The 25,309-nt window shown below is 63.5% G+C and carries 22 protein-coding genes, 1 pseudogene and 1 riboswitch; of the genes and pseudogenes, 16 read left to right on the top strand and 7 right to left on the bottom strand.

Translation table 11 applies throughout. The features are described 5' to 3' along the window. Window positions 1-202: 202 nt before the first annotated feature. The gene (gene rpmG / locus LB553_RS05815; protein WP_006201775.1) at window positions 203-370 is read left to right on the top strand and encodes a 50S ribosomal protein L33; all 168 of its coding nucleotides are present in this window, start codon (window positions 203-205) and stop codon (window positions 368-370) included. A gap of 549 nt (window positions 371-919) precedes the next feature. Here the strand turns inward: rpmG and LB553_RS05810 are convergent. Beyond that, entirely contained in the window at window positions 920-2,293 is a 1,374-nt protein-coding gene (locus LB553_RS05810) for a PleD family two-component system response regulator (RefSeq protein ID WP_224511469.1), read from the bottom strand. Between the two features lie 31 nt (window positions 2,294-2,324). Further along, window positions 2,325-2,696 (bottom strand): response regulator, encoded by a 372-nt coding sequence (locus LB553_RS05805; RefSeq protein ID WP_040995610.1) that lies wholly within the window; start codon window positions 2,694-2,696, stop codon window positions 2,325-2,327. A gap of 240 nt (window positions 2,697-2,936) precedes the next feature. Here LB553_RS05805 and LB553_RS05800 point away from each other — a divergent pair, with 240 nt between their 5' ends. Then, window positions 2,937-3,236, top strand: a complete 300-nt coding sequence (locus LB553_RS05800; RefSeq protein WP_040982364.1) for a DUF3572 domain-containing protein — start codon at window positions 2,937-2,939, stop codon at window positions 3,234-3,236. Next, entirely contained in the window at window positions 3,233-3,886 is a 654-nt protein-coding gene (locus LB553_RS05795; RefSeq protein ID WP_224511468.1) for a hypothetical protein, read from the top strand. Before LB553_RS05800 ends, LB553_RS05795 begins: the two co-directional genes overlap by 4 nt. A gap of 9 nt (window positions 3,887-3,895) precedes the next feature. Here the strand turns inward: LB553_RS05795 and LB553_RS05790 are convergent, their stop codons facing one another. Both LB553_RS05790 and LB553_RS05785 read right to left on the bottom strand, forming a co-directional pair. Beyond that, window positions 3,896-5,473, bottom strand: a complete 1,578-nt coding sequence (locus LB553_RS05790; protein ID WP_224511466.1) for a hypothetical protein — start codon at window positions 5,471-5,473, stop codon at window positions 3,896-3,898. Window positions 5,474-5,570: 97 nt separating this feature from the next. After that, window positions 5,571-6,146 (bottom strand): GNAT family N-acetyltransferase, encoded by a 576-nt coding sequence (locus LB553_RS05785; protein ID WP_224511464.1) that lies wholly within the window; start codon window positions 6,144-6,146, stop codon window positions 5,571-5,573. A 65-nt stretch (window positions 6,147-6,211) separates the two neighbouring features. Here LB553_RS05785 and LB553_RS05780 point away from each other — a divergent pair, with 65 nt between their 5' ends. Continuing rightward, entirely contained in the window at window positions 6,212-7,540 is a 1,329-nt protein-coding gene (locus tag LB553_RS05780; protein WP_224511461.1) for a DNA polymerase IV, read from the top strand. An 88-nt stretch (window positions 7,541-7,628) separates the two neighbouring features. Here the strand turns inward: LB553_RS05780 and LB553_RS05775 are convergent, their stop codons facing one another. After that, complete coding sequence (locus LB553_RS05775) at window positions 7,629-8,132, bottom strand: hypothetical protein (RefSeq protein ID WP_224511459.1); 504 nt, start codon at window positions 8,130-8,132, stop codon at window positions 7,629-7,631. A gap of 226 nt (window positions 8,133-8,358) precedes the next feature. On the opposite strand from LB553_RS05775, the gene LB553_RS05770 reads away from it, so the two are divergent. Then, on the top strand, window positions 8,359-9,246 hold the full coding sequence (locus LB553_RS05770) for a DMT family transporter (protein WP_224511457.1): 888 nt from the start codon (window positions 8,359-8,361) through the stop codon (window positions 9,244-9,246). Between the two features lies 1 nt (window position 9,247). On the opposite strand, the gene dnaE is transcribed toward LB553_RS05770, so the two are convergent. Beyond that, window positions 9,248-12,775, bottom strand: a complete 3,528-nt coding sequence (gene dnaE, locus LB553_RS05765) for a DNA polymerase III subunit alpha (RefSeq protein WP_224511456.1) — start codon at window positions 12,773-12,775, stop codon at window positions 9,248-9,250. A 119-nt stretch (window positions 12,776-12,894) separates the two neighbouring features. Next, window positions 12,895-14,907, bottom strand: coding sequence for an acetyl/propionyl/methylcrotonyl-CoA carboxylase subunit alpha (locus tag LB553_RS05760; protein ID WP_224511454.1), 2,013 nt, complete (start codon window positions 14,905-14,907; stop codon window positions 12,895-12,897). 243 nt (window positions 14,908-15,150) lie between these two features. On the opposite strand from LB553_RS05760, the gene LB553_RS05755 reads away from it, so the two are divergent. The 11 genes and pseudogenes from LB553_RS05755 to gcvP all read left to right on the top strand — a co-directional run bounded on the left by LB553_RS05755 (window position 15,151) and on the right by gcvP (window position 25,307). Further along, window positions 15,151-16,278, top strand: a complete 1,128-nt coding sequence (locus tag LB553_RS05755; RefSeq protein ID WP_224511453.1) for an S-(hydroxymethyl)glutathione dehydrogenase/class III alcohol dehydrogenase — start codon at window positions 15,151-15,153, stop codon at window positions 16,276-16,278. 253 nt (window positions 16,279-16,531) lie between these two features. Next, entirely contained in the window at window positions 16,532-17,101 is a 570-nt protein-coding gene (gene gfa, locus LB553_RS05750) for an S-(hydroxymethyl)glutathione synthase (protein WP_224511451.1), read from the top strand. Window positions 17,102-17,167: 66 nt separating this feature from the next. Beyond that, window positions 17,168-17,635, top strand: coding sequence for a YaiI/YqxD family protein (locus LB553_RS05745; protein ID WP_224511448.1), 468 nt, complete (start codon window positions 17,168-17,170; stop codon window positions 17,633-17,635). 26 nt (window positions 17,636-17,661) lie between these two features. Continuing rightward, a pseudogene (locus tag LB553_RS05740) lies at window positions 17,662-18,332 on the top strand (DUF1345 domain-containing protein). 98 nt (window positions 18,333-18,430) lie between these two features. Further along, window positions 18,431-19,303: a cytochrome b/b6 domain-containing protein gene (locus tag LB553_RS05735; RefSeq protein WP_224511446.1), complete on the top strand. Its 873-nt coding sequence runs from the start codon at window positions 18,431-18,433 to the stop codon at window positions 19,301-19,303. A 1-nt stretch (window position 19,304) separates the two neighbouring features. Then, on the top strand, window positions 19,305-20,096 hold the full coding sequence (locus tag LB553_RS05730) for a molybdopterin-binding protein (protein ID WP_224511445.1): 792 nt from the start codon (window positions 19,305-19,307) through the stop codon (window positions 20,094-20,096). Further along, window positions 20,068-20,526: a GNAT family N-acetyltransferase gene (locus tag LB553_RS05725; RefSeq protein WP_224511444.1), complete on the top strand. Its 459-nt coding sequence runs from the start codon at window positions 20,068-20,070 to the stop codon at window positions 20,524-20,526. The genes LB553_RS05730 and LB553_RS05725 overlap by 29 nt, the downstream gene beginning before the upstream one ends. A 32-nt stretch (window positions 20,527-20,558) precedes the next feature. Next, a complete protein-coding gene (locus LB553_RS05720) occupies window positions 20,559-20,762 on the top strand; it encodes a hypothetical protein (protein WP_224511443.1) in 204 nt (67 codons plus the stop codon). A 4-nt stretch (window positions 20,763-20,766) separates the two neighbouring features. Further along, window positions 20,767-20,853, top strand: a riboswitch (glycine riboswitch). A 149-nt stretch (window positions 20,854-21,002) separates the two neighbouring features. After that, a complete protein-coding gene (gene gcvT, locus LB553_RS05715; protein WP_224511442.1) occupies window positions 21,003-22,103 on the top strand; it encodes a glycine cleavage system aminomethyltransferase GcvT in 1,101 nt (366 codons plus the stop codon). A 7-nt stretch (window positions 22,104-22,110) separates the two neighbouring features. Beyond that, a complete protein-coding gene (gene gcvH / locus LB553_RS05710) occupies window positions 22,111-22,479 on the top strand; it encodes a glycine cleavage system protein GcvH (protein ID WP_224511441.1) in 369 nt (122 codons plus the stop codon). A gap of 17 nt (window positions 22,480-22,496) precedes the next feature. Next, the gene (gcvP, locus tag LB553_RS05705; protein WP_224511440.1) at window positions 22,497-25,307 is read left to right on the top strand and encodes an aminomethyl-transferring glycine dehydrogenase; all 2,811 of its coding nucleotides are present in this window, start codon (window positions 22,497-22,499) and stop codon (window positions 25,305-25,307) included. Window positions 25,308-25,309: the final 2 nt, after the last annotated feature.

Here is a 25,309-nt window from a genome sequence, read left to right as displayed (position 1 = left end):
CCCAGCCTCCATTCGCTGGCGATAAAACCGGACAACTCATGTGCTACCTAACCCGGACAACTCATGCGCTTACGACATAAGGAAGGGCCCGGGCTTGACTTTCCAGGCGCATTCTTTATGTCTCGCGCCAAGTTTCCCGCGTCCGGGTGTTTTCCCCGTGCTCCAGCGGCCAAAACTCCACGAACATTAACGGACGAACATCATGGCCAAAGCCGCAAACATCAAGATCAAGCTTCTGTCGACCGCCGACACCGGGTTCTTCTACGTCACCAGCAAGAACAGCCGTACCAAGACGGACAAGCTCTCGTTCCGCAAGTACGATCCGGTCGCCAAGAAGCACGTCGAGTTCAAGGAAACCAAGATCAAGTGATCTGGTTATCCTGAGAATCGAAACGCCGCCCTCTGGGCGGCGTTTTTGTTTGGGCAAATTCCAGGGAAAGTCTGACGCGGCTTTTCGACGAGAGGAAAGACTGGACGATCGAGAAGCCATGCGGCTCTCCGCGCAAGATTCCTATGGTCGTTTTTGTAGAAAAGGGGGCCGGTCGGCGTTTGGCAGCGGTACGAGGAGGCCACTATGTGCCAGCGCCGGCCGGCCGACCCCACGGACCCAGGAGATGCGGCGGACCTGAGCATCATGGGGTATTTTGGATCGAGCCGGCTAGTCTACCCTCGCGCCGGCCTCGACGTCTGTCTATGCGTCGCAGATTTGCGCAAGACCTTATAAAAATCAACCATTTCTTAACCACCGTTCGCGAATCGCTTGGGTTAAGGTAAATTCGTAACCCTGTTGGGGCGGCCGGGAATCAGCATCTTTCCCGAAGTATCTCTCCCGAAAGCGGGAACCGGTTTCAGGACAAAGACACGAGCAGAGTCAAAACCCGAAGCGCATGAAGCGAATCCTGAAAGATCTCGACGCGCTTCAGGCGGCCTTGGCGACGACCCGGTTGCGGCCGCCGCTTTTGGCTTCATAGAGCGCAAGGTCGGCGCGCTTCATCAGCGCCGCGACGCTGTCGGTTCCTTTCAGCAGCGAGGACACGCCGACGCTGACCGTGACCTCGATCGTCTTGCCGTCATTGCCGACCGCAAACGGCGCCTGCGCGATCTCGGCGCGGATACGCTCGGCCACCTTCTCGGCGACCGCGCCATCGGTATCCGGCATCACCACGACGAACTCCTCGCCGCCGAACCGGCAGGCGAGATCGATGCCGCGCACATTCTTGCGAAGCCGCCTAGCGAATTCGCGCAGCACATCGTCGCCGCCGTCATGGCCATAAGTGTCGTTGATCGACTTGAAGCGATCGAGATCGGTGATCATCACCGACAGCGGCCGCCGCCGCGCCACGGCGCGATCGAACAGCGTCTGCAGATGGCTGTCCAGGTAGCGCCGGTTATGCAGCCCGGTCAGCCCGTCGATTACAGCCATCTCGATGGTTTGGGCGACACTGGCGCGCAATTGGTCGTTATAGCGTTTGCGCCGCACCTGTGTGCGCAGGCGTGCCGTCAGCTCGTGCTGGTCGATCGGCCGGATCAGGTAGTCATTGATGCCGAGCTCCAGGCCGCGCAGGACGCGGCCCTCTTCGCCTTCGTCGGCGAGCAGCATGATCGGCAGGAAGCGGGTGCGGTCGAGCGAGCGCAGCTGCGAGCATAGCCTCAGCGCATCGAAGTCGGAGAAGGTGGTCGAGATCAGCACGCATTCATAAGCCGTCTCGGCTGCCTGGAAGAATCCCGCGTTCGGATCGGTTGCAACGTCGAGATCGGCGCTGTTGCGCAACATCTTCTGTATGCGTTCGACGGAAGTTTTGCGCTCGTCGATGAGGAGCACCTTCGGCTTGGCGTCTTCGGTCGCGAAATCGCGGCTCAGAAGCTCTTCGATGCCGATGTTGCGCGTGGTCGAGGCGCGCAGCCTGAGCTCGTCGGTCAGCGATTTCAGCCTGACGAGGCTCTTCACGCGCGTCATCAGTTGCAGGTCGTTGACCGGCTTGGTCAGAAAGTCGTCGGCACCCGCCTCGAGGCCGCGCACCCTGTCCGAAACCTGGTCGAGCGCGGTGATCATGACGACGGGGATATGCGAGGTCGCCGGATCGCTCTTCAGGCGCTTGCAGACCTCGAACCCGTCCATGTCCGGCATCATCACATCGAGCAGCACGACATCGACCTTGCCGTTCTCGCAGGTTTCGATCGCATCCGGGCCGTTATTGGCCGTCAGCACCTCGAAATACTCGGCAAGCAGCCGAACCTCCAGCAGCCGCACATTGGCGGGGATATCGTCGACGACGAGGATCCGCGCGGTCATCTCAAAACTCCGGTTCTGCTGGTCTCGGGCATCAGGCGTCGCCCAGATAGGATTTGATCGTCTCGATGAAGCGCGGGACCGAGATCGGCTTGGAGATATAGGCCTCGCAGCCACCCTGGCGGATGCGCTCCTCATCGCCCTTCATGGCGAAAGCGGTGACGGCGATGACCGGAATCGAATGCAACTCGTCGTCTTCCTTCAGCCATTTCGTCACTTCCAGGCCGGAGACCTCGGGCAGCTGGATGTCCATGAGGATGAGGTCCGGCCGGTGCTGGCGCGCCAGATCCAGCGCTTCCAGCCCGTTGCGTGTGCGAACCGTATCGTAACCGCTGGCTTCGATGAGGTCTCGAAAGAGCTTCATGTTAAGCTCATTGTCCTCGACGATCATAACCTTCTTAGCCATCAGTTTCCCGTCCCGACCGCCCTCGAAGCCGAAAGCCGTCGCAATGCGTCCCCTTCGGACCGCACCCAACCCTTTTCCACTCTAGCCCAATATGATTGACGAAACGGAAACCGCAGGTTGGAAAGCTGCACCAGTTCCACCTTCGGACGTTGTACGCGAGAGAGCGGAGGCTTGCCGCAAGCGACGCTTGCCGTTACTGCGGAAGGAGACTCGAAAAAATCCACAATTCCAAAGGTAGTGATGGCGAACGCAGCGTCAATGCGCGAGGAAGCGGAAACCATTGCCGTCAAGGCACTGGGCTTCGTCGCTGCCGATCCGGAGCTTCTACCCCGCTTCCTGGCGATCACCGGCATCGAGGCGAACTCGATCCGCAGGGCTGCCGCGGAGCCCGGCTTCCTGGCCGGCGTCCTGCAATTCATCCTTGCCCATGAGCCGACGCTGCTGCGCTTCGCCGAGGAGACCGGCACGCCGCCGGCCGCCGTTGGCAAGGCTTTGCGCGCCCTTCCGCTCGGCAACGACGATCACGAGCGCTCGACATGAGCGACGATCCCGAGACGGCGCGGCAGATTGAAGAGCTTGCCGCCGACGATCGCCCGCTGCTGGTGCTCGATGTCGATGACGTCGTGCTCGAATTCGTCCGGCCCTTCCCGCATTTCTTGAAAACGCGCGGCTTCGGACTGACGCTGGCATCCTTCCGCCTTACCGGCAACATCGCCGAAACGGCGACCGGGCGCCTGATCGAACAGCCGGAAGTGACGGCGCTGCTTGGCGAATTCTTCGACGCCCAGGCGGATTGGCAAAGCATCACCGACGGCGCTGCGGATGCGCTGGCGATGCTCGGCCGAAGCGCCGAGATCGTCATGCTGACCGCCATGCCGCACAAGCACCGCGCCGTGCGCCGCGCGCATCTCGATGCGCTGGGACTCAACTACCCGCTGCTGACGACGGAGATGGCCAAGGGACCGGCCATTGCCAAACTGCGCGGCCTTAAAAGTCGGCCGGTCGCCTTCGTCGACGACCAGCCTTCCAATCTGGTCTCGGCGCGCAATTCCGTCACGGACGCGCACCTCTTCCATTTGATGGCCGACAATTCGCTGCGCGCCTTCCTGCCGCCGACGCCGGAAGACATCGTCTCGGTCGAGGACTGGCGCGATGCGGCGCCAAAGATCGCGAGCGCTCTCAGGCTTTAGTGCGAGCGATCAGGGCTGCAGCTTCGCCCCTGCCCCGCCATTGTCGCCGCCGTCCGAACCGTCGCCTCCGGTGGAATCATCCGTTCCGTTCGCGTCGTCATCGCCTGAATTGTCATCCTGGCCGGAGCTGTCGTCCTGGGCGGCATCCGGCCCCTTCAGCATCGCGCCGTTGACCGTGACGGATCCGTCGGCCTTGGTGTTGATCACCCACTCCAGGCGACCGTCCGGCAGCGTCTTGCCGAAGCCTTTGACGGCCAGGGCAAACGGGAAGGCCTGCGCCATTTGCTCATCGCTCTTGGCGCCTTCCTTCAGGGCGTCGACGATCTTGTCATAGCCGGCGATGTCGACGGTGACGCTCGCATCGGGTTTTTCGCCGGGAAACGTCATCTCGCCTTCCATCGCGAGCTCGACGTCGCCATTCTTCACCGTGCTGTGTCCGATGACGACCTTCGGATTCTTGGCCTTGAAATCGGCGACCAGAGCCTTGCCGAATTCATCCGAGAGCGGCGGATTCTTATTGAGATCAAAGGCTTCGATCGCCTTTTTCGCCATCGTATCGAGATCGATATTGGCGCCGCCGAAGTTCAGGTCGATGTCCGTGGGCAATAGCGGCACCGTCCATTCAGGCAGGGTCTGATGCGGGATTGTCAGACCGGAAGCCTTGATCGTGTAATCAACCTTGCCGTTCTGGGAGACGCCGTCCATGCCGAATGCGGTGCTGAACTGCGTGGCCCCGAATTTGCCGACAGGGCTCTCCACCTCGAAATTCTTGAAGCCGTACTTGCCGTCGATCCTTTCCCAGATGGGCAGCGCGGCCAGCATGAGCGATTTGAGCTCGGCCTGATTCGCCTTGAGCTTTGCTTCGTCCTCATTGGCCACGGCAAAGGCAAGCAGGTCGAGCAGCGGCTTCGTCCGCACGCCTTTGCCGTTCGCATCAACTGTCAGTTCCGGCGTTTTCAGCGTGACCGGGAAGTTCAATCCCTTTTCAGGATCATCGACTTTGATCATCTCGACAAAGTCCGAGACTTTTTGCGTGGCGGTGAAGTCGACGCCGCCATTGGCGGACTTGGTCGCGGTAACGGTGGCGGTGCCGGCGCCGGTCGAGACGTCTGCCTGCTGCTTGGCTTCTCGCGACGTCATGGTCATCCCGGCCAATGAGCTGGTCGCGCTGGTGAAGGCCGCAAGGGCCGGATCGTAGACGCTGGTCAACTTGCCGTCCTTGATCGCTAACTCCATGCTCTGACGGCCCTCCGGCCCGTCGAATTCGAAGGACGCGCCCTGCGAGAAATTCGACGAGACATCCCATGACCCGTCGCTGCGCGGCTTCACCATCAGCGCGTATGGCGCCATGTCGAATTTCAGGAGCTTCTGCTCCGGCAGCGCGTTGACGAGCGCTTTGATGTCGAGAGCGATCTTGTAGGCGTCGCCCTCGACCGAAACCTTGAGCACGCCCTTGTCGAAGGCCTGCTTGCCGAAATAGCGCGCCAGATTGTCGGACAGATCTTTGGCGCCTTGGCTGTCCACGGTCTGCGCAAAGGCGGGCGCACTGAGCGCAAGGGCAAAGGCAAGTGGCAAAATACGCTTCACGTTGGTTCTCCGTGGTCCCGGAAGAATGATTATGCTTCTGGTAGGCAAGAAGCGTTACAGCCGCAAGACGCCGACTGTAGGCCAAAAGCGCATCCGGCTAAAGCACCAAGCGCATCAGCGGCCGGCCGGGCTTGCGCTCCACGAGCCTTTCGAAGCCGGCCTTCTCGAACACCCGCGACGAGCCGACGAAAAGCCCGATCGAGCGCGAATCGCGCGACAGGTCGATCGGGCAGGCTTCCAGCAGCTTTGCGCCGTTCTCGCGGGCGAAGGCGATGCCGCCCTCGACGAGGCGATGCGTGATGCCTCGTCCCCTCGCCTTGACGCGGACGAAGAAGCAGGAGATCGCCCAGACAGTCGGGTCGTCGGCATCTGCCGGATCGACCGGGGCCGAGCCCCTGCCCTGATTGTTCCACTCCGGGATGTCGGCGCGCGGGCCGACCTGCATCCAGCCAACGGCCTTGCCGTCCTCGAAGGCGAGAAGTCCCGGCGGCGGACCGGCCTCAATTCGCGCCTTGATGAGATCCTTGTTTCGCTCCTTGTCGCTGGCGCGGCGTTCCGCCGGCGCCAGCCGGAAATGCGTGCACCAGCAGCCGTAACAGGCGCCCTGCTTGCCGAAGAGGTCCTCGAAATCGGCCCAGCGCTCAGGGGTCAACGGTGCTATGGTCGTGCTCATGCGTTCTCCCCAGGCCAAGCTTGTTGCCGGCCCTGCGCTGTCGTACCATTGCGTTTGTTCTCTTTATGTTCGCAGCGATGGCGGCTCCTGTCAACAATCCCGAACACGGTTTTTGCCGTGACTGCCTGGCGCTCCAGCGCTCGCAGACGCGTCGCTGCGGTCGCTGCGGCAGTCCGCGCCTCGTCAGCCATGCCGAACTCTACCGGCTCAAGATCGCCCATATCGATTGCGACGCCTTCTACGCGGCGATCGAAAAGCGCGACAATCCGGCGCTGAAAGACAGGCCGGTCATCGTCGGCGGCGGCCGGCGCGGCGTCGTCTCCACCGCCTGCTACATCGCCCGCATCCAAGGCGTTCGCTCGGCTATGCCGATGTTCAAGGCGCTGGAACTCTGCCCGGAAGCGGTGGTGATCCCGCCCAATATGGAAAAATATGTCGGCGTCGGATGCGAGGTCCGCGCGTTGATGCAGGCGCTGACGCCGCAGGTCGAGCCGCTGTCGATCGACGAAGCCTTTCTCGACCTTGCCGGCACAGAGCGGCTGCACGGCATGCCGCCTGCACTGGTGCTGGCGCGCTTCGCGCAGACGGTGGAAAAGGAACTTGGCATCACTGTCTCGGCCGGCCTCTCCTACTGCAAGTTCCTGGCCAAGATCGCCTCGGATTTCCGCAAGCCGCGCGGCTTTTCGGTGATCGGCGAAGCCGAGGCGCCAGGTTTCCTCGCGGCGCAGCCGGTGACGATGATCTGGGGCGTCGGCAAGGCGCTAGCCGCGACGCTGGAGCGCGACGGCATCCGCATGATCGCGCAATTGCAGCGCATGGAGCGAGGCGACCTGATGCGCCGCTACGGCGTGATGGGCGACCGGCTCTATCGGCTGTCGCGCGGCGAGGACGACCGCGCGGTCGATCCCGACGGCGATGCCAAGAGCGTGTCGGCCGAGACCACCTTCGACACCGACATCGCCGCTCTGGCGGAGCTGGTGCCAGTGCTGCGCGGCCTGTCGGAAAAGGTCTCGGCGCGGCTGAAGAAATCAGGCATCGCCGGACGCACGGTGGTGCTGAAGCTGAAGACGCAGGATTTCAAGACCCGCACCCGCAACCGCCAGCTCGGCGACCCGACACGCCTGGCCGACCGCATCTTCCAGACCGGGCTCGACCTTTTGCGCCGCGAGGCCGACGGCACAAAATTCCGCCTGCTCGGCATCGGCGTCAGCGATCTTTCCGACGATGAAAAAGCCGATCCGCCGGATCTGGTCGACCTGCAGTCGCGCAAGCGTGCGCTGGCCGAAGACGCGATGGACACCTTGCGCGACAAGTTCGGCAGAAAAGCCGTCGAAACCGGCTATACATTCGGCAAAGGCCGCGCCGCCAATCCGCCCGAACCGCTTGAAGAGTGACGTTTAGAGCAATTCCAGGAAAAGTATGAGCGGTCAGGCGCGGCGGCTTCGCCGTCGCCTTCCGTCCGGAATTGCGTCAAAGCAAAGGTCAGCTGCGCTCGAGATCGATCCGGCTCGTCACCACCATCTTGCCTGTCACCGGATCCATGTCGGTCACCGTCATGCGCATATTGTCCGGCCCGATCTTCTCGACCGTCAGCTCCGCGTCGCGGTCGCCATTGACGATTTTCGCCCAGTGGATGTCGAGATTGATCGCGTCGCCCTTGCGGCTTCCGCTCAGCCCCGCGGGCCCGCTGCGCGAGCCGATATAGGTGCCGGTGTAGCTTGCCCCGCTGACTTTCAGGTCGGCGCGTATTTCCCGTGACATGATCAGCAGTGCGCGGCAGGTGCCGTCAAGCGACAGCGAGTTCGCCGTCGCGTCCGAGGTGAAGGTGCAGTTGATATTCATCACCGGGGTGTTGGTTCTGATCCTGACGGTGCCCTTGCCGGAAAACTTTCCCTGCAGCGAGCGCAGAAACGCCGCCTCGTCGGCATGCGCGCCCGTCGAGCACAAAAGGCAAGTGGCGGCCAGCAAGGCGGCAGTCGATTTCATCAAGGCGTTCCCCTCTCGCGATCGCTAGAACAATTCCAGGAAAAGTATGACGCCGTTTCGGCCGGCATCTTCCGAAGGACGACGGAAGCGTGGGCTTAACGGACGCTGCGGCGGCGAGGTTCCGCCGTCGCTATGACGGTTTTTTGACATCCCGATTGGCTGGCCCAGTGGAATGGCGCCACTAACGGTTGCGGCCCAAGTCCAGGCTTGCGACATAGGCGCCTAAATGGCGCCCGCTCCCTCGATCCCAAAAGCCGCATTCTGGATGGCTCTGTCAATCGCCTCGATGCTGGCGATGTCGGTTGCCGGCCGCGAGACGACGGCCGAGCTCAACGTCTTCCAGGTGCTGGAACTGCGCTCGGTAATCGGCTTCTTCATCCTTTTGCCGTTGGTGGTGACGAGCGGCGGTTTCGCCGCAATGCGCACCGGGCGCCCTTTCGCCCACATCGCCCGCAATGTCGTCCACTACACCGGCCAGGCTGCGTGGCTCTACGCGCTGACGCTCATTCCGCTCGCCGTGCTGATCTCCATCGAGTTCACGACGCCAATCTGGACGGCGATTCTCGCGGCCAGTTTTCTGGGGGAAAGATTGTCCCGGTCAAAACTGACGGCGATCGTGCTTGGCCTGATCGGCGTGGTGATCATCGTGCGCCCCAGCGCGGGCTCGATGGATCCCGGCCACCTCGTCGTGCTCGGCGCCGCGGTCTGCTTCGGCATCTCGATGGTGCTGGTGAAGTCGATGACCAAAACCGAAAGCGTTGTGCGCATCATCTTCTGGATGCTGATCATCCAGTCGGTGGTTGGCTTGATCCCGGCCCTCTATAGCTGGCACAACCCTTCGCCCGGGCTCTGGCCATGGATCTTCCTCATCGCTTTCACCGGCATGTCGTCGCATTTCTGCCTGGCCCGCGCGCTGGTCCACGCCGATGCCACGATCATCTCGCCGATGGATTTCCTGCGCGTGCCGCTGACGGCGCTGGTCGGCTGGCTGCTCTATCGTGAGCAGGTCGACGTCTTCACCGCCGGCGGCGCGGCCCTGATCCTCGCCGGCAATTTGCTCAACCTGCAGAAGAAGACCCCGCGGGCGGCCGAAGCAGAAGCGGCAACGCCCTGAGCTAAACCAACTCGACCTCGACCACACCGGGCACAGCCCGCATCGCCGATGCGACTTGCGGCGAGATACGGTAGCGATTGGGCAATTCGATCTCGACCTCGCCCTGTCCGGCGTCCTTGATCAACACGAAGCTCACCTGCCCCTCGCCTTTCACCGAAAGCTGATTGGCGAGCGTGCCGAGAGGTGCCGCATCGCGCACGAAGATGCGCAGTGCCTTCTGGATGCGGCTGGCTTCGTCCTCCAGCGACTGCACGGTCTGGATACGCAGATTGATGCCTTCCGGCCGGTCTTCGGCCGAAACGGTGATCACCACCGAGCGCCCCGGCTCCAGCATGTCGCGATACTGCGCCAGCCCCTCGGAAAACAGCACCGCCTCATACTGGCCAGTCGTATCTGAAAACTGCACCACACCCATCTTGTTGCCGGTGCGGGTCTTGCGCTCCTGCTTGGTGGTGACGGTGCCGGCGAGCCTCCCGGCCGCAGCGCCCCGTTTCACCGCCGCGGAAAACTCCGCCCAGTTCTGCACCCGCATCTTCTGGAGCGCGGCCTTGTACTCGTCCAGCGGATGCGCCGAGAGGTAGAAGCCCACCACCTGGAACTCGCGATGCAGCCGGTCCGCGGCGAGCCACGGATCGGTCGCCGGCAGGTTGAGCGCCTGCGATTGGCTCCCGAGCGATGCGCCGAAAATGTCGGCCTGGCCGGAAATGGCGTTCTGTTGCGCCAGCGAGGCCAAGCCCATCATGCGCTCGACGCCGGCCATCATCTGGGCGCGGTCGTGGCCGAAGCAATCGAGCGCGCCGGCCATGATCAGGCTTTCGAAGACGCGCTTGCCGACGATCTTCGGATCGACGCGCTCGCAGAAATCGGCAAGGTTCTTGAACGGCTTCTCGCCGCGCTTCTCGACGATGTGCTCGACCGCCGCGTCGCCGACGCCCTTCAGTGCCGCCAGCGAATAGAAGATCTTGTTCTCGCCGACCTCGAATGGACGGAAGCTGGTCATCACCGACGGCGCCACCACCTCGATGCCGAGCCGCATGGCATCCTGGCGGAAATCGGCCAGCTTGTCGGTATTGCTCATGTCGAGCGTCATCGACGCCGCCAGGAACTCGACCGGGTAATGCGCCTTAAGATAGGCGGTCTGGTAGGAAACGACCGCGTAAGCCGCCGCGTGCGATTTGTTGAAGCCGTAGTCGGCGAACTTGGCCAGGAGATCGAAGATGAAGTCGGCCTGCGGCTTTGAGACGCCGCGCTCGACCGCGCCGGAGACGAAGCGCTCGCGCTGCTTGTCCATCTCGGCGCGGATCTTCTTGCCCATGGCGCGGCGCAGAAGGTCGGCTTCGCCGAGCGAATAGCCGGACAGCTCCTGCGCGATCTGCATCACCTGTTCCTGGTAGACGATGACGCCTTGCGTCTCCTTCACCAGATGATCGATCTTGGGATGGATCGAGGCCATCTCCTCCTCGCCATGCTTTCTGGCGTTATAGGTGGGGATGTTCTCCATCGGACCGGGACGGTAGAGCGCCACCAGCGCGATGATGTCCTCGATGCAGTCCGGCCGCATGCCGATCAGCGCCTTGCGCATGCCCGCACTTTCAACCTGGAACACGCCGACCACCTCGCCGCGCGACAGCATGGCGTAGGTGTCCTTGTCGTCGAGCGGTATCGTCGCGAGATCGATGTCAACGCCGCGCCGCCGTATCAGCTTCACCGCCGTTTCCAGCACAGTCAGCGTCTTCAGGCCGAGGAAGTCGAATTTCACCAGCCCCGCCTGCTCGACATATTTCATGTTGAACTGGGTGACCGGCATGTCCGAGCGCGGATCGCGATACATCGGCACCAGCTCCGACAGCGGCCGGTCGCCGATGACGATACCGGCGGCGTGCGTCGAGGCATGGCGGTAGAGACCTTCGAGCTTCTGCGCCGTATCGAGCAGCGTCTGGACGATCGGCTCCTTCTCCGCCTCCTCGGCGAAGCGCGGCTCATTGGCGATGGCGTCCGCCAGCTTGACCGGGTTGGCCGGGTTCTGCGGCACCATCTTGGAGAGCTTGTCGACCTGGCCGTAAGGCATCTGCAGCACGCGGCCGACATCGCGCAGCACTGCGCGCGCTTGCAGCGTACCGAAGGTGATGATCTGCCCGACCTGGTCGCGGCCGTATTTCTGCTGGACGTAACGGATGACCTCCTCGCGCCGGTCCTGGCAGAAGTCGATGTCGAAGTCCGGCATCGAGACGCGGTCGGGGTTGAGGAAGCGCTCGAACAGCAGTGAGAAACGCAGCGGGTCGATGTCGGTGATGGTGGTCGAATAGGCGACCAACGAGCCGGCGCCCGAGCCGCGCCCCGGCCCGACGGGAATGCCTTGCGACTTGGCCCATTTGATGAAGTCGGCGACGATCAGGAAGTAGCCCGGAAACTTCATCTTCTCGATGATGCCGAGCTCGAATTCGAGCCGTTCGCGATACTGCTCGACCGTATAGCCGGGCGTAGGCCCGTGCTTGGCGAGTCGCGCCTCCAGCCCTTCGCGCGCCTGACGGGCAAGCTCTGCCGCCTCGGCCTTCTCCGCCGCATCCTTGTCGGCGGCGTCGGCGCCGGTGAAACGCGGCAGGATCGGGCTGCGGTTCTTCGGATAATAGGAACAGCGCATGGCGATCTCGACCGTGTTGTCGATCGCTTCCGGCAGGTCGGAGAAGAGCCGCGCCATTTCGGCCTGGCCGCGCAGGAAATTGTCCGGTGAAAGCCGCCGGCGATTGTCCGCGGCGACCACCGAGCCTTCGGCAATCGCAATCAGCGCGTCATGGGCCTCGTAGTCATCGCGCTTGGAGAAGAAAGCCTCGTTGGTGGCGACCAGCGGCAGGTCGTGCGTGTAGGCCAGGTCGACCGTCGACTTTTCGACCATGCGGTCGTAGCCGGCGACCCGCTCCAATTCGACATAAAGCCTGTCGCCGAACAGGCCCTTGAGGAACAGCAGCCTCTGTTCGGCGAGGTCACGCCGGTCCGCTTTGAGCGCGCTGCCGATCGGACCGCGCGGCCCGCCGGTCAGACAGATCAGCCCGTCGCACCGATCTTCCAGCATAGCGCTGGTCAAATGCACCGGCTCGCCGGGCGGCGTCTCGAGATAGACCTTGCTTATCAGCCGAACGAGATTGGCATAGCCAGCCTCGCTGGCGGCGATCAGCACGACCGGCGACATCTCCGGCCCATGCCGGCGGCGGTCGCGCTGGCTGTCGCTCGCCTCACCGGAAAAGGCGAGATCGATCTGGCAGCCGATGATCGGCTGGATGCCGTCCTTGACCGCCTTCTGCGCGAATTCGAGCGCGCCGAACAGGTTGTTGGTATCGGTGACCGCAATCGCCGGCGCCTCATCTTTGACCGCATGGCCGACGATCGCGCCAAGCTGAAGCGCGCCTTCGAGCAGTGAATAGGCCGAATGCACGCGCAGATGGATAAAGCTGCGCGCCGGCGCTTCAGGCCGCGCGGCCTTCACGGCTGCTTCGCGCTGCAACGGGTCGCGTGGAAGTCGTTCATCCGCCATATCTTTTCGCGCTATCCCAAAGACTCAGTCCAAGCAGATGTATTGTCCCGAACGGGGCCATGCCAGTCCAGCACAAATGACCCACAGGGCACAGGCTTGCGACCCGGTACCGCCTCTTCTCAGGCGAATTCCATGATCACGGCATAGACCGCGAGGCTGTCCCCCGGTTTGGCGTTGAGCTTCGCCACGGTGAGATCGCGTTCGGCGCGCAGCACGTTTTCCATTTTCATCGCTTCCACCACGGCCAGCGTCTCGCCGGCCTTGACCTCTTGGCCCTCGGCAACGGCAATCGAGACGACGAGGCCTGGCATCGGGCAGAGCAGCATCTTCGAGGTGTCCGGCGGCAGTTTCTCCGGCATCAGCCTTTCAAGCTCGGCCGTGCGCGGCAGCATGGCTCGGGCCGTCACCGACATGCCTTTCCAGGCAATCCGCAGCCCGTTCAGCGCGGGACGGATCTGGGCTGCGATGCTGTTGCCGCCGACCGTGCCCAGCCAGATCGCGTCGCCTGGCCGCCAGTCGGAGGCGACCGTCAACGGCTTGCCGCCTTCGATCGACAGGTCGACCTCCATCGGGATGGAGACCATGCCGTCGACGATTTCGACGGGCAGATAGTCAGCGCCGATCTTTACCACCCAGTCGCGCTTGAGATGTCCGGAATGCGGCGCCAGCCGCCCGCTGAGGCGGTCGAGCCGGTCGCGGCGCAACAGTTCGATCGCCGTTGCGACGGCGGCGAATACCGCCCTCTCCTCGCCATCCGGCGCGACCGGCGAAAAACCGTCCGGATATTCCTCGGCGATGAAGCCTGTCGACAGCCGCCCCTCGCGCCAGCGCGGATGCTGCATCAGCGCCGAAAGGAACGGGATGTTATGCTCGATGCCGTCGACGACGAACCTGTCCAGCGCCTCCGACATGGCGTCGATGGCTTCCAGCCTTGTCGGCGCCCAGGTGCAGAGCTTGGCCACCATCGGGTCATAGAACATCGAGATCTCGGACCCTTCGGTGACGCCGGTGTCGTTGCGGATGACGGTTTCGCCGAACGTACCCTCCTCCGGCGGCCGATACCGCGTCAGCCGGCCGATCGACGGCAGGAAGTTGCGGAAGGGATCTTCGGCGTAAAGGCGGCTTTCCACCGCCCAGCCGTTCAGCTTCACGTCGCTCTGCTTGATGCCGAGCTTCTCGCCGGCGGCGACGCGGATCATCTGCTCGACCAGGTCGATGCCGGTGACCAGTTCGGTCACCGGGTGCTCTACCTGCAATCGCGTATTCATTTCAAGGAAATAGAAGTTCTTGTCCTTGTCGACGATGAACTCGACCGTGCCGGCGCTCTGGTAGTCGACGGCTTTCGCCAGCGCCACCGCCTGCTCGCCCATCGCCTTTCTGGTCTTGGCATCGAGGAATGGCGACGGCGCCTCCTCGACCACTTTCTGGTTGCGGCGCTGGATCGAGCATTCACGCTCGCCAAGGTAAAGGGCGGTGCCATGCGCGTCGGCCAGCACCTGGATCTCGATGTGGCGGGGATCCACGACGAACTTCTCGATGAAGACGCGGTCGTCGCCGAAGGAGCTTTTCGCTTCCGAGCGCGCCCGCTCGAAACCGTCGCGCACCTCCGACTTGTTCCAGGCGATGCGCATGCCCTTGCCGCCGCCGCCCGCCGAGGCCTTGATCATCACCGGATAGCCGATCTCGCCGGCGATCCTTTCGGCGTGGTCGGCGTCTTCGATGACGCCCAGCCAGCCGGGCACGGTCGAGACCTTGGCCTGGCTGGCAAACTTCTTCGATTCGATCTTGTCGCCCATCGCCTTGATGGCCCTGGGCTTCGGCCCGATGAAGACGATGCCTTCCTTCTCCAGCGCCTCGCAGAAAGAGGCGCGTTCCGAGAGGAAACCATAGCCCGGATGCACGGCTTCGGCGCCGGTTTCCTCGCAGGCGGCGATGATCTTCTCAGGGACCAGATAGCTCTGTGCCGCCGGTGAAGGCCCGATATGCACCGCTTCGTCGGCCATTTCGACATGCATGGCATCGCGATCGGCATCCGAATAGACCGCAACGGTGGCAATGCCCATATTGCGCGCCGTCTTGATCACGCGGCAGGCGATCTCGCCGCGATTGGCGATCAGGATCTTCTTGAACATTCGGATGTCGTTCCTCCGGCGAAGCGGTCCAGTTCTATGGACAATTCCGGTGCGCCTCAAGAGCCCACGGCCGGCTCCCACGGCTGGCACCGATTGCAGGAACCGCGCCGAAAAAGGTCGCAAGAGACGTTGGCCGCCGGCGCGGAACTCGCTAATGTTACCCCAAAGGGGCGGCAGGCTGGCATTCGCTACCGACAGCTTGCCGTTAGCTGAAACTTACAGATCGCTTGGGAGGAGTGCCTCATGAAAACGCGTGCCGCCGTAGCCGTTGCCGCTGGAAAGCCGCTGGAGATCATGGAGGTGGACCTCGAGGGCCCGCGCGAAGGCGAGGTGCTGGTCGAGGTCAAGGCGACCGGCATCTGCCACACCGACGAGTTCACTCTGTCGGGCGCCGATCCGGAAGGGCTGTTCCCGGCGATCCTCGGCCATGAAGGCGCGGGCATCGTGGTGGATGTCGGCAAGGGCGTGACCTCGGTCAGGAAGGGCGACCATGTCATCCCGCTCTACACGCCCGAATGCCGGCAGTGCCCGTCCTGCCTGTCGCGCAAGACCAATCTCTGCACCGCCATCCGCGCCACGCAGGGGCAAGGCCTGATGCCGGACGGCACCTCGCGCTTCTCGATGGGCAAGGACAAGCTCTTTCATTACATGGGCTGCTCGACCTTCTCCAACTTCACCGTGCTGCCGGAGATCGCGGTGGCCAAGGTCAATCCCGACGCCCCCTTCGACAAGATCTGCTACATCGGCTGCGGCGTGACCACTGGCATCGGCGCGGTCATCAACACCGCCAAGGTCGAACAGGGCGCAACCGCCGTGGTCTTCGGCCTCGGCGGCATTGGCCTCAACGTCATCCAGGGTCTTCGCCTTGCCGGCGCCGACATGATCATCGGCGTCGATGTCAACAACGACAAGAAGGCCTGGGGCGAGAAGTTCGGCATGACGCATTTCGTCAATCCGAAGGAGATCGATGGCGACATCGTGCCTTACCTGGTCAACATGACCAAGCGCGGTGCCGACCAGATCGGCGGCGCCGACTATACCTTCGACTGCACCGGCAACACCAAGGTGATGCGCCAGGCGCTGGAGGCCTCGCATCGCGGCTGGGGCAAGTCGGTCATCATCGGCGTTGCCGGGGCCGGCCAGGAGATTTCGACGCGGCCCTTCCAGCTGGTCACCGGCCGCACCTGGATGGGCACCGCCTTCGGCGGCGCGCGCGGCCGCACCGACGTGCCGAGGATCGTCGACTGGTACATGGAGAAAAAGATCCAGATCGACCCGATGATCACCCACACGCTGACGCTGGAGGACATCAACAAGGGCTTCGACCTCATGCATGAGGGCAAGTCGATCCGCAGCGTCGTGGTTTACTAGTGAGAGTCGACGATCGATCGGATACGGAACTTCGGCGAGGATTTGTGGCGCAGTTTTCGGGAGAACAAGCACATCGAAATCGACCTGGAGGAGATCGATCGCGCGAAAGGCGAAATCGCCTATCTCGTGCATAGCAGGTTCTTGAGGAGGAGCTTGAGCGAGGTGCACCGACTGCTGAAGGTGCACTTCATGGAAAGTGAGGTGGTCATCGACACTGGGTCGGCATGACCAAAAAACATGGGAGGAAACAGGAATGGCTGAAAAACTGCATCATTCGATCGACAACGGCTTGCCGAGGGAGAGCGCATCCTTTTCCGGCGGCACGCTGGTTTGCCTGTGCACCAGCAACCCGGTGAAGGTGAAGGTCAAGGGCCAGATCGCCCACAACCATGCCTGCGGCTGCACCAAATGCTGGAAGCCGGAAGGCGCCATCTTCTCGGTCGTGGCCGTCGCCGGCACCGGCGACGTCACCGTCACCGAGAACGGCGACAAGCTCAAGGTGGTCGATCCCTCGGCGCTGATCCAGCGCCATGCCTGCACAAGCTGCGGCGTCCACATGTACGGGCCGGTCGAGCGCGACCATCCCTTCAAGGGCCTGTCCTTCATCCATCCCGAACGCTTCGAGGAGGATGGCTGGTCGCCGCCGGGCTTCGCCGCTTTCGTATCGTCGATCATCGAATCCGGCGTCGATCCGAGCCGCATGGACGGCATCCGCGGCCAGCTGAAGTCGATCGGGCTGGAGCCCTATGACTGCCTCAGCCCCGGCCTGATGGACTATATCGCCACCTGGACGGCGAAGAAGTCGGGAGCCTTGGCGGCCTGACAAATCTCGCGATTTCTGCCATGGGGCTGGCTGACACGCCGGCCCCATATTCGTTTGGAAGTAACGATGCCCGAGCCCATCATCTATGTCGATGCCGATGCCTGTCCGGTGAAAGCCGAGGTCGAGAAGGTGGCGGAGCGCCATGGCGTCATCGTGACCTATGTCTCCAATGGCGGGCTGCGCCCGTCGCGCGATCCGATGATCCGCAACGTCGTCGTCTCGAAAGGCGCGGATGCAGCGGACGACTGGATCGTCGAGAATGCAAGATCCAATGATATTGTGGTGACCGCCGACATCCCGCTTGCCGCGCGCACGGTGACTCTCGGCGCGCATGTGCTGGGACCCACCGGCCGCCCCTTCACGCCGGAGACCATCGGCATGGCGGTGGCCATGCGCGACCTCAAACAGCATCTGCGCGAGACCGGCGAGAGCCGCGGCTTCAACGCCTCCTTCACGCCGAAGGACAGGTCGCAGTTCCTCGGCGAGCTCGACCGCATCTTGCGGCGCGCGCTCAAATCCGTCACACCGGACTGATCCAAAATCTTCAAGGGCCTCGGGCCATGGGTGACGATCTCAAGACGCCGATGCATCGGCACATGCAGTTCGCCCTCGCCGCGGCCATCGGCATCGTCGCGCTGCTGCTTGCCTTGTTGCTGCGCTGGCCTCTGCCCTACTCCATCGGCGCCAATGTGTTCTTTGCGAGCTACATCGCCCTGGTGCTAGCCCTGATGCCGAGCCTTACCGGACGCTATCTCAGCAAGAACGCGCGCTCGACCGATCTGCCCGTCTTGCTCATCTTCGCCGTCACGCTTTTTGTCGTTGGCGCGGCCATCGTCTCGCTCTTCCTGCTCATTAACCGGAAGGATGCCGAGCATCCGCTGCAGCTCGCCTTCGCGATGCTCTCGATCCCACTCGGCTGGTTCACCATCCACTCCATGGCGTCGCTCCATTACGCGCATGTCTATTGGCAAGATGGCGACGAGATCGACGCGAAACCCAGAAGAAAATGCCTGTCGGCGGGCTCGATTTTCCCGGCGGCAAAAGGCCGGGAGGCTGGGACTTTCTCTATTTCGCGACGGTGGTCGGTATGACGGCGCAGACGGCGGACACGGCCATCACCACCTCGCAAATGCGCCTGGTCGTCCTTGTCCACTCGATCCTGACCTTTTTCTTCAACACGGTGATCGTCGCGGCGGCAGTCAATCTCGCGGTCAGCCTGGGCTCTCCGTAATAAATCCGTGATCGCATGAAACATTGCCTTGTGCGGCGACGTATTCAGGGGGAGACAATGACCTGAGAAGCCGCCTCCCGATGGCGGCCGGAGGCAAGATGGACACCGTTGCCAACAACCATTCCGCCGCCGAGGCGGACGGCAAGGACACGACCCTCATCTATCGGCAATCGCGCTGGACGCGGTTGACCCATTGGATCTGGGCTTTCTCGCTGTTCTTCATGCTGCTTTCCGGCCTGCAGATTTTCAACGCGCGGCCGCAGCTCTATATCGGCAAGCAATCCGGCTTCGAATTCAACAACACCATCCTCCAGATCGGCGCCGAAAACACCGCCAACGGTCCGCGCGGCTTCACTGAAATCTTCGGCCATCGCTTCGACACCACCGGCGTGCTCGGCTGGTCGGGTCCGCCGGGACAAGAGACGCCCCGCGCCTTCCCTTCCTGGGCAACGATCCCGTCCTATTACGATCTCGGCACGGCCCGCGTCGTGCACTTCTTCTTCGCCTGGATCCTGACCACGACGCTGCTCATCTGGCTGATCGCCAGCCTGATCAACGGCCATATCCGCCGCGATCTCGCTCCTCGCGTGTCAGACCTGCGCAAGCTGCCGCGCGACATCGTCGATCACGCGAAGCTGAAATTCCACCACACACGCGAATACAACACACTGCAGAAAATGGCCTATGGCGGCGTGCTCTTCGTGCTTTTGCCGCTGATGATCATCACCGGCCTCGCAATGTCGCCGAGCATGAATTCGGTATTGCCCTGGCTCAACGAAATCCTCGGCGGCCGGCAGACGGCGCGCACCATCCACTTCACCGTCATGCTGCTGCTCGTCCTTTTCTTCATCGTCCACATCCTGATGATCCTCGCCGCCGGCCCGATCAACGAGCTGCGCTCGATCATCACCGGCTGGTACCGCACCGACCCGCCTGCGAAGCACGCTGAGCCGACCGAGAGGAGCGTCTGACATGGCAAAATTTGAGATCAGCCGCCGCAAGTTCCTGACCGCCAGCAGCCTCGGCCTGTCCGGCATCGCGCTGTCGGGTTGTGACGTATTCGACAGCGGTCTCGGCATCGGCGGCGGACTGCGCAGCTTCCTCGAAAACGCCAACGGCCTCACCTGGCGCGCCCAGCGCCTGCTCGCCGGCCGGGACGCGCTGGCGCCGGAATTCACCGAAGCCGACATCCGCCAGCCGCAGCGGCCGAACGGCGTCACGGCGCCCGATGACGACACCTACAAAGGTCTGCTCGCCAACAATTTCGCTGACTGGCGGCTGGAGGTTACCGGCCTTGTTGAAAAACCGCTGTCGCTGAGCCGCGAGCAGCTCCAGAACATGCCGAGCCGCACGCAGATCACCCGCCATGACTGCGTCGAAGGCTGGAGCTGCATCGCTAAATGGACCGGCACGCCGCTGTCGCTGGTGCTCGACCAGGCGGTGGTCAAGCCGCAGGCCCGCTACGTCATGTTCCACTGTCTCGATACGATCGAGCAAAGCCTGTCAGGCGACATCAAATATTACGGCACCATCGACCTGATCGACGCCCGCCATCCGCAGACGATTCTGGCCTATGGCCTGAACGGCAAGCCTCTGCCGGTCGAGAACGGCGCGCCGCTGCGTGTGCGGGTCGAGCGCCAGCTCGGCTACAAGATGCCGAAATACCTTTCCAAGATCGAGCTGGTCGACAGTTTCGCCAACATCGGCGGCGGCCGCGGCGGCTATTGGGAAGACAATGGCTACGACTGGTATGGCGGGATTTGATGGCCCTCGCCTGCAGGCCGAGCACGATCTTGCGCCCGCCGAGCTTAGTGCCATCGAGGAACGTCTCAACGACGACAACCGGCGGCTGACCGGTCGTGGTGACGACCGTGCCCTCGTCTTTGCGCTGCGGGATGAGAAAGGCCGCGCCATCGGGGCCGCCGCGGGCTATTCCTGGGCCGGCATTGCCGAGCTCACGCTGATGTGGGTCGACGAGGCCTACCGAGGCCTTGGCCACGGCAGGACGCTGCTCGATGCCTTCGTCGCGGAGGCTGCCGCGCGCGGCTCGCTGCGGATATGGGTTTCGACCCACGACTTCCAGGCGCCGGGCTTGTACGAAAAGGCCGGCTTCGAGCGCATGGCCGAACTGACCGGCTGGCCCGAAGGCCATTCCAACATCATCCTTTGCAAGACACTTGCGGGAAACGCCTAGGCCACTTTCTCAAGCAGCGGTTTCAGCGCCGGATGAATTTCCGGCGAAGCCTGCCTGATCAGCGTCGGCAGCACGCGCTCGTTGTCGCGCAACGGCCGCTGTCAACCGCCGACACGCTCGGCCAGCCATTTGGCATCGCCGGCATCGATCGTCTCGGCGCGCTTTACATGTCGCATGGAGGTGACAAGGTGTCGCCGACGGGCTATGGATGGCGCGTCGAGGGCTCAGGCGACTGAGTCCTTCCTGTTTGCGGGAGAGAACAGCGTAAGCTGTCGCCGAAGGGGAAATCGCCCGAAATCTCTCAGGCAAAAGAACCGTGCACGGGAAAGACAACTCTGGAAAGTCGGGAATCTTCCCGCGCCGAAGGTGTAAGCGCTGCCGACAGAGTTACGGGGCGCGAGTCTCTCAGGCTTCAGACAGAGGGGCACGACTAGGCCGCCAATGGCGGTCGTTTGCCGTGCGACTCTGGAGAAGACATGACAGGCGAAGACACCAGACACCTCCCCCTTGAGGACTTGCATAAGGCTGCGGGCGCGCGTTTCGGCGCCTTCGCCGGCTGGTCGATGCCGCTCACCTACCCGCCCGGCGTGATGAAGGAGCATCTTCACACGCGCGAGCATGCCGGCCTGTTCGACATCTCGCATATGAAGCTGTTCGAGGTCTCCGGTCCGGGTGCAGCGGCGCTTCTCGACCGCGCCTGCCCGCTCGATGCCGACGCGCTGGGAATTTCCCAGTCCAAATACACCTTCTTCCTCAACGAAGCGGCGGGCATCATCGACGACCTGATCGTCACCCGCCTGGGCGATGACCGTTTCATGGTGGTGGCCAATGCCGGCAACGCGGTGGAGGACGAGAAGCATCTGCGCGCCCTGGCCGCCGATTTCGATGCCAAGATCGAGCCGCTCGACCACGTCTTCCTGGCGATCCAGGGTCCGGAAGCGTGGGCCGCCCTGTCCCGAGCCGGCATCGAAACCGGCTCGCTGCTCTTCATGCATGGCATCGAGCCACGTCAAAACTGGTTCATGAGCCGCTCCGGCTACACCGGCGAGGACGGTTTCGAGATCGGCCTGCCGGAGAAGGACGCGCGGGATCTGGTCGCGATACTGCTGGGGGACGAGCGCGTGCAGTGGATCGGCCTTGCCGCGCGCGACAGCCTACGGCTCGAAGCCGGTCTTTGCCTGCATGGCCAGGACCTGACGCCGGAAATCGACCCGGCAAGCGCCGGATTGATGTGGGCGATCCCCAAGGAAGTTCGCGCTTCCGGCCATTTCATCGGCGCCGACGCGCTGCGCTCGATCATCGAGCGCGGGCCGTCGCAGAAGCGCGTCGGCCTGAAGCCCGACGGTCGCCAGCCGGTTCGCGCCGGCGCGGCGCTCGTCGATGCCGGCGGCAATCCGGCCGGCCACGTCACCTCAGGCGGCTTCGGCCCTTCGTCGGGACACCCGGTCGCCATGGGCTTCGTCAACACCGGGCTGGCCAAAGCCGGCACGAAACTCTTCGCCGATGTCCGCGGGGCGAAAATCCCGGTCGACGTCGCGTCCCTGCCCTTCACCCCACACCGCTACCGCAAAGGATGATTTCCAGATGGCAAAGACCTATTTCACTGAAGACCATGAATGGCTCCGCGTCGAAGGCGGCGTCGCCACTGTCGGCATCACCGACTATGCGCAGGAACAGCTCGGCGACCTCGTTTTCGTCGAGCTGCCGGAGATCGGCCGCAAGCTCGCCAAGGGTGATACGGCCGTGGTCGTCGAATCGGTCAAGGCGGCATCGGACGTCTACGCGCCGGTCGACGGCGAGATCACCGAGGCCAACGCTTCGCTGTCGGCCGACCCCTCGCTGGTCAATTCGGCCGCGACCGGCGACGGCTGGCTCTGGAGGATGAAGCTGGCCGACGAAGGCCAGCTCGACAGCCTCATGGATGAGGCCGCCTACAAAGCCCATATCGGCTGATATCAGGACATAACGACATGACCGCAGCGCTTACTCCCTTCTCGGCCCGCCATATCGGCCCCGGCGTCAACGATGTCAGAGCCATGCTTGCCGTGCTCGGCGTTCCGTCCGTCGAAACGCTGATCAGCCAGGCCGTGCCGAGATCGATCCGCCTCGACCAACCGCTCGACCTGCCTGCTCCGGCGAGCGAAGCGGAAGCGCTGGCCGAACTGTCTGCGATCATGGCGAAGAACACGGTGCTGAAGAGCTTCATCGGCGCCGGCTATCATGGCGTCTTCGTGCCGCCGGTCATCCAGCGCAACCTCTTCGAGAACCCGGCCTGGTACACGGCCTACACGCCCTACCAGGCCGAGATCAGCCAGGGCCGGCTGGAGATGCTGTTCAACTTCCAGACCCTGGTCACCGAGCTCACCGGCCTGCCGGTGGCGTCCGCCTCGTTGCTCGATGAAGCCACCGCCGTCGCCGAAGCCGTCAGCATTGCGCTGCGCCACCACCGCGACAAGCGCACCAAGGTGGCGCTTGCCGGCACGCCGCATCCGCAGACGCTGGACGTCGTGCGCACCCGCGCCGAGCCGCTCGGCATCGAGGTCGACGGCGAGACGATCGACAACAACACCGCCGCCCTGCTCGTCTCCTGGCCGGACACGTTCGGCGTCTATGGCGACCACAAGGCGGCGATCGAGAATGCCCGCGCCGTCGGCGCGCTGGTCGTCTTCATCGCCGATCCGCTGGCGCTGACGCTGACGGATGCGCCGGCGAAGCTTGGCGCCGACATCGCCGTCGGTCCGATGCAGCGCTTCGGCGTGCCGATGGGTTTCGGCGGCCCGCACGCCGCCTATTGCGCCGTCTCCGACAGGCTGACCCGCCTGATGCCCGGCCGTCTCGTCGGCCAGTCGACCGACACCAAGGGCCGGCCGGGCTACCGGCTGGCGCTGCAGACACGCGAGCAGCATATCCGCCGCGACAAGGCCACCTCCAACATCTGCACCGCGCAGGCGCTGCTGGCCAATATGGCGACGGCTTACGCGATCTGGCATGGTCCCGCCGGACTGCAGGCGATTGCCGGGCAGGTCCATAGCCTTGCCGACCGTCTTGCCGCGGGTCTCACGGCAGCAGGCGTTTCCGTGCTCGGCTCGAGCCGTTTCGACACGGTGACGGCCGAGGTGAAGGGCAAAGCCGCTTTGATCGCAGAAGCCGCCGAAAAGACCGGCCGGCTGCTGCGCCTCATCGATGCCGACCATGTCAGCATCGCCTTCGACGAGACCTCCACGGAAGCCGATCTCAAGGCGATCGCCGCCCTGTTCGGGGCCAAGCCCGGCGCGGCGGAAGGCAATTCCATGCCCGGAAAGCCGCGCGGCAAGGAATTCCTGACCCAGCCGGTCTTCCATGACAACCAGTCCGAAACCGAGATGATGCGCTTCCTTCGCCGGCTGGCCGACAAGGACCTTGCGCTCGACCGCGCCATGATCCCGCTCGGCTCCTGCACCATGAAGCTCAACGCCGCCGCCGAGATGATGCCGGTGAGTTGGCCGAGCGTCGCCAACCTGCATCCCTTCGCGCCGGCCCGCCATTCGGCGGGCTATCGCAAGATGGCCGGCGACCTGGAGGCCTGGCTGTCGGAGATCACCGGGTTCGACGCCGTCAGCCTGCAGCCCAATGCCGGCAGCCAGGGCGAATATGCCGGCCTGCTCGCCATCCGCGCCTACCACCGCGCGCGCGGCGAAAGCCACCGCACCGTTTGCCTGATCCCGTCTTCCGCGCACGGCACCAATCCCGCGAGCGCTGCGATGGTCGGCATGACCGTCGTCGTCGTGCGTTGCCTCGATGATGGCAATATCGACATGGACGATTTGCGCGCCAAGGCCAACGAGCATTCCAAGAACCTCGCGGCGCTGATGTTCACCTATCCTTCGACGCATGGCGTCTACGAGGAAGGCGCGCGCCATCTCTGCGCGCTGATCCACGAGCATGGCGGCCAGGTCTATTTCGACGGCGCCAACCTCAACGCCCTGGTCGGCCTTGCCCGCCCCGGCGACATCGGTGCCGACGTCTGCCACATGAACCTGCACAAGACCTTCTGCATCCCGCATGGCGGCGGCGGCCCGGGCGTCGGCCCGATCGGCGTCAGGGCGCATCTGAAACCCTATCTGCCGGGCCATGTCACCGAGGGCTCGGCGCATGCCGTGGCGGCGGCTCCTTTCGGCAGCGCGTCGATCCTGCCGATCACCTGGATGTATATCCGCATGATGGGCGGCTCAGGCCTGAAGCAGGCGACGGAAACGGCGATTGTTTCGGCCAACTATGTGGCGACGCGGCTCGCGCCGCACTACCCGCTGCTCTACAAGGGTCGGAGCGATCGCATCGCGCATGAGTGCATCCTCGACACCCGCGTTCTCAAGGAGAGCGCCGGCATCAGCGTCGACGATATCGCCAAGCGCCTGATCGACTACGCCTTCCATGCGCCGACCATGTCGTTCCCGGTTGCAGGCACGCTGATGGTCGAGCCGACCGAGTCCGAGCCCAAGCGTGAGCTCGACCGTTTTTGCGAGGCGATGATCGCCATCGCCGGCGAGGCGGCGAAAGTGGCGAAGGGCGAGTGGCCGTCCAACGACAACCCGCTGGTCAACGCCCCGCACACCGCGGCGGAAGCGCTCGCCGGCGAGTGGAAGCATTCCTATTCACGGCTGGAGGCGGTCTATCCGACAGGCGATGCCGATCTGGCGGCGAAATACTGGCCGCCGGTCTCGCGCATCGACAACGTCGCCGGCGACCGCAACCTGGTCTGCTCCTGCCCGCCGCTGTCGGAATATCTCGGCGCGGCGGAGTAGCG

It is taken from the genome of Mesorhizobium sp. CA8 (assembly GCF_020164955.1).
In the GTDB taxonomy this organism is placed as follows: domain Bacteria; phylum Pseudomonadota; class Alphaproteobacteria; order Rhizobiales; family Rhizobiaceae; genus Mesorhizobium.
Note: the sequence above shows the minus strand (reverse complement) of the source record. Positions and strands in the feature narration are given on the sequence as shown.